The sequence below is a fragment of the Gelidimonas diazotrophica genome, from assembly GCF_055694025.1.
This window is the reverse complement of sequence record NZ_CM146349.1, coordinates 1508445-1522482: the sequence shown is the minus strand read 5'-3', so window position 1 is coordinate 1522482 and position 14038 is coordinate 1508445. Positions and strand designations below refer to the sequence as shown.

The window sequence follows — 14038 nt, the reverse complement described above, 5'->3', positions numbered from 1 at the left end:
TTTCCGGCATTACGCATAATTACGCATATTTCGCGAATTGGACTTTTTAAAAAAGTGGCTGGTTCAGCGTAGTTCTAACACTTTGTTTGACCAATAATGCAATTTTTTTTGCAGATTGGAATTCATATGGCAGCTATGCTGAAAAATTCTGAGAAGCTGAAAGCTTTTTGCGGAGCGCCTGCGTTGGGGCCATGGTCCAGCGCCAGCGACGCGATACCGCTTGATTTCGCCGGCCCGGTTGATATCATTTTCGACCGCTTCGAAGATACCTGGATCGAACGCACCATCATTGAGCGCTTCGAACAGATCGCACTGCGCCATGCCGATCGGATAGCTGTCGATGACGGCACGACGCGGCTGACCTATCGTGCATTGCTTCGCGCGGTACATTATCTCGCACAGCATGTCGCGGCCCTGGTGCCGCCCGGTCGCCCGGTAGGCATTCTGCTGCCGCACAACGCGTTTTTTTCGCTTGCCGCGCTGGCTTGTCTGGCGGCAGGACGGCCCTATGTGCCGATCGATTTGAAATATCCTGTTGCTCGTATCCATGATGTCCTGCGCGAGGCGGGCGCCGCTGCGGTGATTCTGGACGCAAATGCGGATACTGCACGGATCGTTCCTGCTGCCTTGCTGCAGATCGACATCGGCGCTGCATTGACGACCAATGACGAACCGGCGATGCCGGTTGTGGCGCCAGCCGTGTCGGTGGACGCTCCTGCCGTCATCCTATATACCTCTGGCAGCACTGGCAAACCCAAGGGCATTTGCAATAGCCAGCGCGCAATTTTGCAGCGCGTGGCCGAGTCCACCAATTCCTGCCATGTGCATGCTGGCGACCGGATCATTCTCTTGAGTTCGCCCGGCACCATCGCCGGCGTCCGAGAAACGTTTGCGGCGCTGCTTAACGGGGCCACGCTTTATGCTACCGATCCTCACGAGCGTGGCGTGCGTGACGTGCTGAAAACGTTGCTGGAAGGACGCATCACTATTTGCTATACGGTTCCGGCGCTACTGCGCACGTTGTTGCGTGCGCCAGGCGCCAACGAATCGTTTGCGTACATGAGGATCATGCGCGTCGGGGGCGATATCACGCTCGAAAGCGATTTTGCACTGTACCGCAGTATCGTTCCTGCCTCCTGTCACTTTTTCGTCAGCTTCAGTTCGACGGAAATGCCGGCAGCTTTTCAATGGTTCGTGCCGCCAGACTGGCAAGCTGACGGCCTTCGCGTGCCGGTAGGATATGCGCGGCCCGGCATCAGTTTCATGGTGGCGGACGAAGACGGCATGCCGGTGGTGCCCGGAGAGGCTGGAGAACTTATCGTGCGCAGCCGCTATCTCGCCAGTGGCCAATGGCAGGACGGCGGTTTGCAACCGGGTTCGTTCCTGTGCGACCCGAACGATCCGTCGATGCGCATTCTGCGTACCGGCGATATGATCAAACTGCGCGCGGACGGATTATGGGAATTGATTGGGCGCAAGGATCGCCAGATCAAAATTAGGGGCCAGCGCATTGATCCGGGCGAGGTCGAGGCGGCGTTGCGCAGTTGTGCCGATGTCAGCGATGCAGCGGTGATTGCGCGCCGCAGCGGCGAAGAGATCGTTGCACTGGTGGCGTATGTCGTGCCGAGCGCATCGGCCGATGTCGGACTCGCCGAGGCACTCAAAAACGTGCTGGCAGCGCGCGTACCGCGACACATGCATCCGGAGGATATTCGCCTGCTCGACGCGATCCCGCAGTTGCCCGGTTTCAAGCCCGACATTGGCGCACTGGCAAGGCTCGACCGGATCGGGTTGGCGCTGCGAACCCCGACGTTGCAATCCGGTGATGAAAACATGGCTGATACGGATGTAAAAGAGGAGCACGGCCTTTACGTAGATGCCCACATCCGAGATGCCGTGAAGCATGGCTGGACGACTGTGCTGGGTGCCCGGTCATTTCAGGCAAACCAGCGCTGGGATCATACCGGAGGCGACTCGCTCAAGGCGATGGATCTGTGGTTCCATATCGAACAGAAGCTCGGTCAGAAAATATCCATGGATTCTCTCGGTAGCAGCGCGACGCCGAGCAGTCTGATCACAGCCATTGCGCGTCATCTCGACCTACTCGCTGGCCGTCGTGTGGAAGTTGCGGATACTGATGAAGCGCCCGTGGTCTTTCTGATGCCTGGAATCGGGGGTGACGAGCCCTTGCTCGTACAGTTCCGGGCCACCTTCGGCAAGAGCGTACGTTTCAAGATGATCGACTATCCGGATTGGCGTCAAACGATGAAAGACGGCGCCAGCTTCGAGGCTATTGTCAATGCGACCTATACGCAAATTTGCGCCGAGCCTGCTTGTGAATTCTATTGCTTCGTTGGCCACTCATTTGGCGGATTCATCGCCCATGAGACGGCACGTCGCCTGATGGCGTCCGGGCGGCGTGTCAGTTTTCTCGGTTTGTTAGACAGCCGTCGCAGAGACATGGTGCGATCATCGAGTCAACGCTATAGGGCGCTGCTTGCCGAGCCGAGCCGGATGCCGGGCGCCTTGGTGCGGTCGACCCTGGCAATGCTCATGCGCAGACGCTGGTTCACGCCGTTGCGCGCCATAACTCAGCTAGTCATGTCGCGGCCAACGACACTCGCCTTTAATTACCATAAACACCTCATCGAGAAACTACGGCTGGATGCGCTAGAGAAGTGGCGTCCGACGCGGTGTGACGTGCCGGCGACGCTATTTCTATCGGATGAATGTTTGCCGGACATGCCGGCTGATTATGGTTGGGGCGATCTATGCAAGTCGCTCACGATGGTGCATATCGGCGGCACCCACTTTACGATGATGGAATTTCCGCGACTAGAGTTGCTCTGCGCAAGTCTTTTCGAAGCACTGCAGGCAGCAGAGTCGCGATCTGATCGCCGGATCGAGCTGCTGCCATCCTCGGATCAACAGATGTCGAAAGAATTGCTGGGATAGCGATATTCGATAAAAGGGGAACTCACATGGAAACGCCAGTCATCATCACGGTCGCGATCACCGGTTCGGTACCACGCAAGAAGGACAATCCTGCGGTCCCGGTGACGCCATCCGAACAAATCGAATCAACGCAAGAGTGCTATGAAGCTGGGGCGTCGCTGGTGCATATTCACGTGCGCAATCCCGACGAATCGCCGGGTTCGGACCCCGCGCTGTTTGCCCAGGTACAGGAGGGCGTACAAAAATACTGTCCGGGAATGATCATACAATTTTCAACCGGCGGGCGCGGGCGCGATCAAGCGGAGCGCGGTGCGATGCTTTTTCTCAAGCCGGACATGGCTTCGCTGGCCACGGGGTCCGTTAATTTTCCGACTAACATATACGAAAATCCGCCGGATTTTGTCGAAAACCTGGCGCAAACGATGCTGGATAATGCAGTCAAGGCGGAAGTTGAAGTCTTTGATCTTGCCATGCTTTATAACGCTGTAAACCTCGTCAGGAAAGGATTGCTGTCAGCGGCGCCCCATGTCCAGTTCGTCATGGGAATCGAGAATGCGATGCCGGCACGCCGCTCGATTTTCGATTTCCTGCGGGCCGAACTCGCGACGCTGCTGCCTGAAGCGACCTGGGTCGCGGCTGGAATAGGACGGCATCAATGGGAGGTGAACCAGTGGTGCTTGCAGGAAGGAGGCCATTGCCGCACCGGGCTCGAAGACAATACGCGCTTTGACCGGACCCGGCTGGCCGCAAGCAATGCGGAACTGGTCAAAAAAATCATTGATGACTGCAGCAAATACAATAGGCGGCCGGCATCACCGATCGAAGCAAGGAAAATTCTCAACCTGCGGCAAGCTGCAGATGCAATACCAATCCCAGCCCATAACATGACGTTAAATTGAGAGGCTGTCTTGCAATAATTTCGCCTGAAATTATCAAGCACCAGCCGAAGCATGGAGATTCTGATGATGTTTTCGGCGGTTCCGGTCAGGATTTCGCTCGGCAACACATCGACGCTTCCGAGCGGGATATGGGCATGACTCTGGGGCATGACTTTCGGCCAATGGCGCCAGCAGGTTGAAAAAACGCTCCCACGCTCTGCATTGGATAAAAAACGGGGGTATTTTTATTACCGCAGTAAAACAATGCGGGAAATGGTATGCTTTAACACATACCACTGCCAGTATAATTACGCCAACTCTTCCGAACGGATTCTGACCACTTTGCCGCGCACTGTCGACAAGGCTTCGATGCTGGCGATGACGGCGTCGATATACTTCTCTTGCGTCTGGTGCGTCAGGATGATGATGTCAGTCTCCGTTGTGCCTTCCTCCGGTTCCTTCTGCAGCATCGCTTCCACAGAAATTCTGGAGTGTGCCAGGATGCTGGTGACGCTGGCCAGCACGCCGGCTTCATCGGCGACGTGGATGCGCAAATAATACGAAGTCGTGATTTCGCTCACCGGCAGGATCGGCGTGTTGTGTACCGCATCCGGCTGGAACGCCAGATGCGGCACCCGATGCCCAGGGTCGGCAGTAGCCAGACGGGTGATATCGACCAGATCGGCAATCACCGCAGAAGCAGTCGGCTCGGCGCCGGCGCCCTTGCCGTAATACAGCGTTGGGCCAACCGCGTCGCCCTGCACCATTACCGCGTTCATCGCACCTTCGACGTTGGCGATCAGGCACTTGGCCGGGATCAGGGTCGGGTGCACGCGCAATTCGATCCCGTTCGGCATGCGCTTGGCAATCCCCAGCAACTTGATGCGGTAGCCGAGTTGTTCGGCGTACTGGATATCGATACCTTGCAGTGTGGTGATGCCTTCGACATGCGCTTTGGTGAACTGGACTGGGATGCCGAATGCAATCGACGCCATCAGCGTGACCTTGTGGGCCGCGTCCACGCCTTCGATATCGAAGGTCGGATCGGCTTCCGCATAGCCCAGCCGCTGTGCGTCTTTCAGCGCCACATCGAAGTCCAGCCCTTTGTCGCGCATCTCCGACAGGATGAAGTTGGTGGTGCCGTTGATGATGCCGGCCAGCCATTCGATCCGGTTGGCGGTCAAGCCTTCGCGCAACGCTTTGATAATCGGAATGCCGCCGGCCACTGCAGCCTCGAAGGCGACCATCACGCCCTTCTCTTGCGCGGCCTGGAAAATTGCATCGCCATGCAGCGCCAGCAAGGCTTTGTTGGCAGTCACCACATGCTTGCCGTTGGCAATTGCCTTCAACACCAAATCTTTGGCGATGCCGCAGCCGCCGATCAATTCGATGACGATATCGATGTCCGGGTTATTGATGACCAGGTTGGCGTCGTTCACCACTTCACATGCGCCGCCGGTCAGTTCTTTGGCGCGTTCGGTGTTCAGGTCAGCCACCATCGTGATCTCGATGGCGCGACCGGCGCGGCGCATGATCTCTTCCTGGTTGCGCTTCAAGACGTTGAATGTGCCGGCACCCACGGTGCCGATGCCCAATAAACCTACTTTGATTGGTTTCATAATTTCACTGGTGATTGTGTGACTAAAAGCGGAGAAAAAATCGAGATTATCTAGATTGGCCCGCTGTGTATTAAGACTTTGTCACTGATGTTATGCACAAAAAATTCAGTCCACGAAAAGCACGAAAGACACGAAAGACACGAAAAAAACTTCTCTGCCGCAGTCGAAAGGAGTAGTTGTGCATTCTTTCGTGCTTTTCGTGTCTTTCGTGGACAATGCTTTTCTTGTCTTGCATGCAACGTGCGTAACGTCAGTTTGTCAGTAATGCAGGCACGCAGGCCTGCATTACTGACGGGATTATGCCGTAACGTGCCGCTTGCGATAACCGTCGAGAAAACGGGCGATCCGGCCCATTGCATCGGTCAGATCATCTGCATTGGGCAGGAACACAACCCGGAAATGGTCCGGCGCGATCCAATTGAAGCCGGTGCCCTGCACGATCAGGACTTTCTCTTCGACCAGCAATTCCTGGGCGAAGTTTTGATCATCGGCAATCGGATACATCTTCGGGTCCAGTCGCGGGAACATATATAACGCTGCCTTGGGCTTGACGCAGGTGACGCCGGGAATGTCAGTCAACAAACGGTGCGCCAGATCGCGCTGTTTGGTCAAACGCCCATTGGGCGCGACCAAATCGTTGATGCTCTGATAACCACCCAGCGCGGTCTGAATCGCAAACTGGCCCGGCGTATTCGAGCACAGTCGCATCGAAGCCAGCATGTCCAGGCCTACGATGTAATCCCTGGCATGACGCTTCTCGCCCGACACCGCCATCCAGCCGGCACGGTAGCCGCAGGAGCGATAATTTTTCGACAAGCCGTTGAAAGTGATGAACAAGACATCGTCGGCCAGCGAGGCAATGGAAATATGGGTTTCGCCGTCGTACAAGGTCTTGTCGTAAATTTCGTCAGCGAACACGATCAATTGATTCTGCCGAGCAACTTCGACCAGCTGTTGCAATATTTCAACCGGATACAGCGCTCCGGTCGGATTATTCGGATTGATGACGACAATCGCCTTGGTGTGCGGCGTAATTTTTTTCTTGATGTCTTCGATGTCGGGCAGCCAACCGGAAGCTTCATCGCAAATATAATGCACCGGCCGGCCGCCGGACAGGCTCACCGCGGCAGTCCAGAGCGGGTAATCGGGCGCTGGCACCAGCACTTCGTCGCCGCTATCGAGCAAGGCGTTCATGCTCATCACGATCAGTTCGGAGGCACCGTTGCCGAGATAGATGTCATCGATGGCGACGCCGGCGATTTCTTTCTCCTGGGTGTAATGCATGATCGATTTGCGCGGTGCAAACATGCCTTTGGAGTCGGTATAGCCGGCGGCTTGATGCAGATTGCGAATCATGTCCTGGACGATCTCGTCCGGCGGGTCGAAGCCGAATACGGCCAGATTGCCGATATTGAGCTTGATGATCCGGTGGCCTTCGTCTTCCATCTGGCGCGCTTTTTCCAGCACGGGCCCGCGGATGTCATAACAGACGTCTGCTAATTTTTTCGATTTCTGAATCGGTCGCACAGCTACACTTCCTTGTTGTTTTGATACACGATAGGGCGCATTTTGTTGCAGCGCCGAAAAGCCTATTCTGCCGAATGGATCGTGTTTTATCAATCAAAAACACCCATTGCAGCCGAGATTGGTAAAGAAAAAAGCTACAATGCCAACTTTGTTGCGCTCCCATCGCCTGCAAAGCGCACAAATATCCTGCTCTGACGCACTGTCCTCATTGATTTGACTGACCTGACAATCACACCATGAAGCTCCAAATTACTTCCACGCAACAATACCAGACCGTCACCGCGTACGACGACGCTGGCATAGAAATCAACGCCAAGTACTTTACGCACAGTCTGTTAGTGATGCCGGAAATCGCCCCGGTTGCATGGCCGGTCGATTGTTTTGAGGCACTTACCGCCGAACATTTCATGCAGATCGACGCCCAGAATCCCGATGTGGTGATCCTGGGCACTGGCCAGCGGCAACGCTTCGTGCATCCGAAGCTGACAGCGGTGCTGACCGCGCACCGCACCGGGGTCGAATGCATGGATAACCAGGCGGCCTGTCGCACCTACAACATCCTGATGTCAGAAGGTCGCAAAGTCGCGCTGGCGCTGATCATCGAGCCTGCCGCAACCAACACCAACAATACCATTCCAGCCCAACCTGACTGAATGACATGAGTGACATGCGCGATTTGTACAAATCCCAGCCTTTCGTCTGGGCGCTATTTTTTATTTTCACCCTGTGCTGGTTTTATGCACTGGACTTGCGCACGCTGGTGCCCACCGACGAAGGCCGCTATGCCGAGATGGCGCGCGAGATGGTGGCTAGCGGCGACTGGATCACCACCCGCTTGAACGGCATCAAATACTTTGAAAAACCACCGCTGCAAACCTGGATGAACGCGCTGACTTTCACGCTGTTCGGCATGGGCGAATGGCAGGCGCGTTTCTGGACCGGCTTGTGCGGCTTCCTCGGCATCCTGCTGACGTATCAGGCCGGGCGCAGCGTTTTCAATCCACGCGTCGGCTATTTGGCGGCGCTAGTGCTGGGATCGAGCTTTTTGTGGGCGGCGCTGGGGCATATCAATACGCTGGATATGGGCTTGTCCGGCATGATGACACTTGCGCTGTGCGGCTTGTTGATCGCGCAACGCGACAGCGCCGGCGAGCGCGAACGGCGCAACTGGATGCTGGCCTGCTGGGCCGGCATGGCGCTGGCGGTACTCTCGAAAGGTTTGATCGGGCTGGTTTTGCCTGGCGCGGCGCTGGTAATTTATTCGCTGGTGGCAAATGACCTCGGGATATGGAAACGTATTCATATTGGCAAGGGACTGCTGCTATTTTTCGCCATTACTACGCCCTGGTTTGTACTGGTGTCGATTCGGAATCCGGAGTTTCCGCAGTTTTTCTTCATCCATGAACACTTCCAGCGTTTTACCAGTGAAGTGCATCATCGCGCCGGCCGCTGGTATTACTTCATCCCCTTGCTGCTGCTCGGCATCGTGCCATGGCTGGGAATTCTGTTGCAAAGCTTATTCCGTAGTTGGCATACTGCAGCAGGCACAACCTTCAAACCGAAGCGACTGCTGCTGATATGGGCCGCTTTCATCTTTTTCTTTTTCAGTGTTTCGGGCTCGAAACTGCCGTCCTACATCCTGCCGATTTTTCCGGCACTGGCTTTGCTGATTGCCGCTTACTGGGATACCGCCGGCCGCAGACACTGGATGCTGGCGGCCGGTTTGATGGCAAGCATTGGTGCGGCCGGCCTGTTTTTTGTGCAGCGCATTGGAAAAATGTCGGATGCGCCGCTTGAAATCCCGTTGTATCTGGCTTACCAGCCATGGGTGACTGCTGCTGCCATCGCGGCCCTGATCGGCGGCATCGGCGCATTCTTTCTGGCACAGCGCGGACGTGGGGAATTGGCTGCAACCATCCTGGCCATGTGCGGCTTTGCCGGTGGGCAAATACTGATGCTCGGCCATGATCCGTTCGGCAATTACGCATCCGGGCGGCCGCTGGTGGCTGCCATCAACGCGGAAAGTACGCCTGCCACGACGCTGTATACGGTCGGACGACTGGACCATTCGCTGCTGTTTTATCTGCGCCGCACCATGGTCATGGTGGAAAATCCGGACGAGCTGGAGTTCGGGCTGGCGCAGCAGCCGCAGCTGTGGTTGCCCACCCGCGCAGCATTTATCCAACAATGGACAAATGGCCCGAAAGCCATTGCCGTTACTTCACCGACGACCTATGCCGAACTGCAAAAGCGCGGGGTGCCGATGCGCATCATCGCTCGGGATGGACGCCGGATTGTCATCGCAAGCGACGTAAAAAAATAAACTTACCACTATGAATCTACCTACCTTCGGTTTTATCTTCGTCGGCATTTGCCTCAACGCCGTGGCGCAACTGCTGCTCAAGGCGGGCACCAATGCGGTCGGCGCGATTCACCTGACGGCGGAAAACTGGTTTGCCACCGCAATCAAGCTGGCCACACAACTGCCCATCATTGCCGGACTGACCTGCTATGTGATTTCGGTGGTGGTCTGGATCATCGGCCTGTCGCGGGTGGATGTCACCATCGCCTATCCATTGTTATCGCTGGGCTATATCATCAATGCCATCGGTGCATGGTATTTCCTGGGCGAAATGGTATCGGCACAGCGCATCCTGGCAATTGGCGTCATCATCGTCGGCGTGATATTACTGACCCGCAGCTGATAGATAAATAATGGGAGTATGCTAAAAAATACCGTGTATTCCGCATATATTAATTGCGGCACTAAATCATACATAATGTAGTATTTTAATATCGCCAGCCTACCTCCACGTAATGTAGGTAAGTAAATAGCCAAGTAAAACGAGCGAGCCACCCTTTTCAGATACCGACAACATGACCGATAACACTGCCCTGCCCTTCCTGCCTTTTTCCAGGCCCAGCATTGATGAAGCGACGATTGCCGCGGTCGGCGACGTGCTGCGTTCCGGCTGGCTGACTAGCGGACCCAAAGTCCAGGCGTTCGAAGCCGCGCTGTCGGCCTATTTTGGCGGCCGCCCGGTGCGCACTTTCAACTCCGGCACCTGCACCATGGAAATCGCGCTGCGCGTCGCCGGTATAGGGCCTGGCGACGAAGTCATCACGACGCCGATTTCCTGGGTCGCCACCGCCAATGTCATCATCGAAGTCGGCGCCACGCCGGTCTTTGCCGATATCGATCCGATTACCCGCAACATCGATCTGGATAAACTCGAAGCCGCCATCACGCCTCGTACCAAAGCGATTATTCCGGTCTTTCTGTCCGGCTTGCCGGTCGATATGGATCGTTTGTACGCGATTGCCAAAAAATATAATTTACGGGTGGTGGAAGACGCCGCGCAAGCCCTCGGTTCGCGCTGGAAAGGTCAGCCGATTGGCTCCTTCGGCGACTTGGTGTCGTTCAGTTTTCAGGCGAACAAGAACATCACCACCGCCGAAGGCGGCTGCCTGGTGCTGAACAATGTCGAAGAAGCGCAGTTGGCTGAAAAATACCGATTGCAAGGCGTCACCCGCAGCGGCATGGACGGCATCGATGTCGATGTGCTGGGCGGCAAATACAATATGACCGATATCGCGGCGGCCATTGGACTGGGCCAGTTTGCCCAGTTGGATGCCATCACCGCGCATCGCCACACGCTGGCGAAACGGTATTTCGCCAGTTTCGGCCCCGATTTTGAAGCCAAAACCGGCGCTCAATTGCCGCTGGCCGACTTTAGCAATACCAACTGGCACCTGTTCCAGATCATCTTGCCCGACCATGTTAACCGGGCCGAATTCATGGCAAAAATGAAGCTGCACAATATCGGCATTGGCTTTCATTACGCGCCGATCCATCTGTTTACGCTTTACCGCGAACGCGGCTTCGGCCCCGGCATGTTCCCGGTAGCAGAGCGGATCGGCCGCCAGACTGTATCGTTGCCGATGTTTTACGCGCTAACGGAAGCGGATGTTGATCGCTCTGTCGCAGCGGTCAAATCCGTACTCATTCACTAAAAATAATAACCAGCCGCAAAAGGGCACAAAGGAAACGGCACAACTCCTTTTTGCTTCCTGTGGCTGCTGGGGCGCAGGCAAAAAAATGAAACCAGAACTTTCCGTCGTCATCCCGATATACAACGAAGAAGCAGGCTTGTCCAAGCTGTACGCGCGGCTTTACCCGGCGCTGGATGCGCTGGGTCTGTGCTATGAAATCATTTTCGTCAACGATGGCAGCCGCGACAATTCGCCGGCGCTGCTGGCCGACCAGTTCCGCCTGCGCCCCGACGTCACCAGGGTCGTGCTGCTGAACGGGAATTATGGTCAGCACATGGCGATTCTGGCCGGCTTCGAAGCATCCCGCGGTGAAATCACCGTTACGCTCGACGCCGACCTGCAAAATCCGCCGGAAGAAATCGGCAACCTGGTCGCCAAGATGCGCGAAGGCTATGACTACGTCGGTTCGATTCGCCGCATCCGGCAAGACGCTGCGTGGCGCACCTACGCCTCCAAGGCCATGAACCGCCTGCGCGAAAAAATTACCCATATCAAGATCACCGACCAGGGCAATATGCTGCGCGCCTACGGCCGCAATGTCATCGACCTGATCAACCAGTGCAGCGAAGTCAATACCTTCGTGCCGGCGCTGGCCTACACTTTTGCCCGCAAACCGACCGAAATCGTAGTCGAACACGAAGAGCGCGTGGCCGGCGAATCAAAGTATTCGCTGTACAGCCTGATCCGTCTGAATTTTGACCTGATGACCGGATTTTCGCTGGTGCCTTTGCAATTGTTCTCGATGGTCGGCATGATCCTGTCCGTCGCCTCGGGGCTGCTGGTGCTGCTGTTGCTGGTGCGCCGCTTCTTGCTGGGCGCGGAAGCCGAAGGTGTCTTCACCCTGTTTGCCATCGTATTTTTCATGTTGGGGGTGGTCTTGTTTGGCATCGGCTTGCTCGGCGAATATGTCGGGCGCATCTTCCAGCAAGTGCGCGGCAGACCGCAATATGTGGTTAAAACCGTGCTGCAGGAACCGCCTTTCATCGAGCGGCGCCAGGGGAAAAAAGAATCGGCCAGCATCCCGGAGCAAGCATGAAAGCGGTGGTTTTCGCCTATCACAATGTCGGCGTGCGCTGCCTGAAAGTATTGCTGGCGCGCGGAGTGGATGTAGCACTGGTAGTCAGCCATGAAGATAATCCGGCTGAAACCATTTGGTTCGAATCGGTCGCCGCGCTCTGCCGCGAACATGGGATTGCCTGCGTGAAGCCGGACGACCCGAATTCGCCTGCATTATTCGCACGGATACAGGCGCTGCAGCCCGATTTCATTTTCAGCTTTTATTACCGCCATATGCTGCCGGTCGCCCTGCTGGCACTCGCCAGATACGGTGCCTACAATATGCACGGCTCGCTGCTGCCCAAATATCGCGGTCGCGTACCAGTCAACTGGGCCGTGCTGCACGGCGAAACCGAAACCGGCGCCACTTTGCACCAAATGGCCGCAAAACCGGATGCCGGCGGCATCATCGCGCAAACTGCGGTACCCATTCTGCCGGACGACACCGCGTATGACGTGTTCGGCAAGCTAACGGTCGCTGCCGAGCAAACGCTTTGGAATGCATTGCCGGCGCTTTTGGCAGGCAATGCACCACAATTGCAAAACGACCTGTCGCAAGGCAGCTACTTCGGCGGACGCAAACCGGAAGACGGCCGCATTGACTGGTCACAACCGGCACAGGCGGTCTACAACCTGCACCGGGCAGTCGCACCGCCCTACCCGGGCGCCTTCACTGAAATCCAAGGCAAGAATTTTGTTATCGGCAGCGCCCGCTTGGGCACCCTGGCCCGAGCGGATTTGCCGCCAGGCTTGGCGGTGGAGGATAATGCCATTCTGGGCGTTTGCGGCGATGGCCGCACGCTAAACATCCACGCGCTATTGTGCGAAGGCAAAGCCATCTCACCACAAGAGCTCCAGGCATTCCTTGTAAATCAATAAAAAATTAGAGTAAACAATGAAAAAAGTTCTCATTCTCGGCGTCAACGGCTTTATTGGCCACCATCTGTCCAAGCGCATTCTGGAAACCACCGACTGGCACGTCTACGGCATGGATATGATGACGGACCGCATCGCGGATCTGATCGAAAATCCGGAATACAAGTCGCGCATGCATTTTTTTGAAGGCGATATCACGATCAACAAGGAATGGGTCGAATACCACGTCAAGAAATGCGATGTGATCCTGCCTTTGGTCGCCATCGCCACGCCAGCGACTTACGTCAAGCAACCTCTGCGCGTATTCGAACTCGATTTCGAAGCAAACCTGCCGATCGTGCGATCTGCCGCAAAATACGGCAAACATCTGGTGTTTCCATCCACTTCCGAAGTGTATGGAATGTGCCACGACGAAGAATTCGATCCGGAAAACTCAGAGCTAATTTGCGGCCCGATCAACAAGCCGCGCTGGATTTACTCCTGCTCCAAGCAATTGATGGACCGCGTGATCTGGGGCTACGGCATGGAAGGCTTGAATTTCACGCTGTTTCGTCCGTTCAACTGGATCGGCGCCGGCCTCGATTCGATTCATACGCCGAAAGAAGGCTCGTCGCGCGTGGTAACCCAGTTCTTTGGCCACATCGTGCGCGGTGAAAATATTTCACTGGTAGACGGCGGATCACAGAAACGCGCGTTCACGCACGTGGGTGACGGTATCGATGCCCTGATGAAAATCATCGCCAATGAAAATGGCGTCGCCAGCGGCAAAATTTACAATATCGGCAATCCGCTGAACAATTATTCAATTCGCGATCTGGCCAACATGATGTTGGCGCTGGCGACCGAATATCCGGAATACGCAGAATCCGTCAAACAGGTGCAATTGCTCGAAACCACCGCCGGAGCCTATTACGGTGCAGGCTACCAGGACGTACAGAACCGGGTGCCGAAAATTACCAATACCTGTGAAGAACTGGACTGGCAGCCGACCACCACCATGGCCGATGCGCTGCGGAGCATCTTTGATGCATATCGCGGCCAGGTCGCACAAGCCCGCGCGTTGATGGATTAATC

Annotated in this window: 12 protein-coding genes; 10 read left to right on the top strand and 2 right to left on the bottom strand. The window is 55.9% G+C overall.

Annotated elements, in window-relative coordinates:
* The first annotated feature begins 126 nt into the window (after nt 1–126).
* Nucleotides 127–2955 carry an AMP-binding protein gene (locus tag KGFNPO_RS07035; protein WP_472633905.1) on the top strand — a complete coding sequence of 943 codons (2829 nt, stop codon included), beginning with the start codon at nt 127–129 and terminating at the stop codon, nt 2953–2955.
* A 26-nt stretch (nt 2956–2981) separates the two neighbouring features.
* Nucleotides 2982–3854, top strand: a complete 873-nt coding sequence (locus KGFNPO_RS07030; RefSeq protein ID WP_472633903.1) for a 3-oxoadipate:acetyl-CoA acetyltransferase — start codon at nt 2982–2984, stop codon at nt 3852–3854.
* A gap of 287 nt (nt 3855–4141) precedes the next feature.
* Here KGFNPO_RS07030 and KGFNPO_RS07025 read toward each other — a convergent pair whose 3' ends face one another.
* Both KGFNPO_RS07025 and KGFNPO_RS07020 read right to left on the bottom strand, forming a co-directional pair.
* Nucleotides 4142–5452, bottom strand: a complete 1311-nt coding sequence (locus tag KGFNPO_RS07025; protein WP_472633901.1) for a homoserine dehydrogenase — start codon at nt 5450–5452, stop codon at nt 4142–4144.
* A 297-nt stretch (nt 5453–5749) separates the two neighbouring features.
* Nucleotides 5750–6979, bottom strand: coding sequence for a pyridoxal phosphate-dependent aminotransferase (locus KGFNPO_RS07020; RefSeq protein WP_472633899.1), 1230 nt, complete (start codon nt 6977–6979; stop codon nt 5750–5752).
* Nucleotides 6980–7021: 42 nt separating this feature from the next.
* Here KGFNPO_RS07020 and KGFNPO_RS07015 point away from each other — a divergent pair, with 42 nt between their 5' ends.
* The 8 genes from KGFNPO_RS07015 to KGFNPO_RS06980 all read left to right on the top strand — a co-directional run bounded on the left by KGFNPO_RS07015 (nt 7022) and on the right by KGFNPO_RS06980 (nt 14036).
* Nucleotides 7022–7174: a hypothetical protein gene (locus KGFNPO_RS07015; RefSeq protein WP_472633897.1), complete on the top strand. Its 153-nt coding sequence runs from the start codon at nt 7022–7024 to the stop codon at nt 7172–7174.
* Between the two features lie 41 nt (nt 7175–7215).
* Nucleotides 7216–7632 carry an Mth938-like domain-containing protein gene (locus tag KGFNPO_RS07010; RefSeq protein WP_472633895.1) on the top strand — a complete coding sequence of 139 codons (417 nt, stop codon included), beginning with the start codon at nt 7216–7218 and terminating at the stop codon, nt 7630–7632.
* Nucleotides 7633–7646: 14 nt separating this feature from the next.
* Nucleotides 7647–9302 (top strand): glycosyltransferase family 39 protein, encoded by a 1656-nt coding sequence (locus tag KGFNPO_RS07005; RefSeq protein ID WP_472634410.1) that lies wholly within the window; start codon nt 7647–7649, stop codon nt 9300–9302.
* Between the two features lie 10 nt (nt 9303–9312).
* A complete protein-coding gene (locus KGFNPO_RS07000) occupies nt 9313–9684 on the top strand; it encodes an EamA family transporter (RefSeq protein WP_472633893.1) in 372 nt (123 codons plus the stop codon).
* Nucleotides 9685–9856: 172 nt separating this feature from the next.
* Complete coding sequence (locus tag KGFNPO_RS06995; RefSeq protein WP_472633891.1) at nt 9857–10993, top strand: DegT/DnrJ/EryC1/StrS family aminotransferase; 1137 nt, start codon at nt 9857–9859, stop codon at nt 10991–10993.
* 85 nt (nt 10994–11078) lie between these two features.
* Nucleotides 11079–12068 (top strand): glycosyltransferase, encoded by a 990-nt coding sequence (locus tag KGFNPO_RS06990; RefSeq protein WP_472633889.1) that lies wholly within the window; start codon nt 11079–11081, stop codon nt 12066–12068.
* A complete protein-coding gene (locus KGFNPO_RS06985; RefSeq protein WP_472633887.1) occupies nt 12065–12967 on the top strand; it encodes a formyltransferase in 903 nt (300 codons plus the stop codon). Before KGFNPO_RS06990 ends, KGFNPO_RS06985 begins: the two co-directional genes overlap by 4 nt.
* A gap of 16 nt (nt 12968–12983) precedes the next feature.
* Nucleotides 12984–14036, top strand: coding sequence for a bifunctional UDP-4-keto-pentose/UDP-xylose synthase (locus tag KGFNPO_RS06980; protein WP_472633885.1), 1053 nt, complete (start codon nt 12984–12986; stop codon nt 14034–14036).
* Nucleotides 14037–14038: the final 2 nt, after the last annotated feature.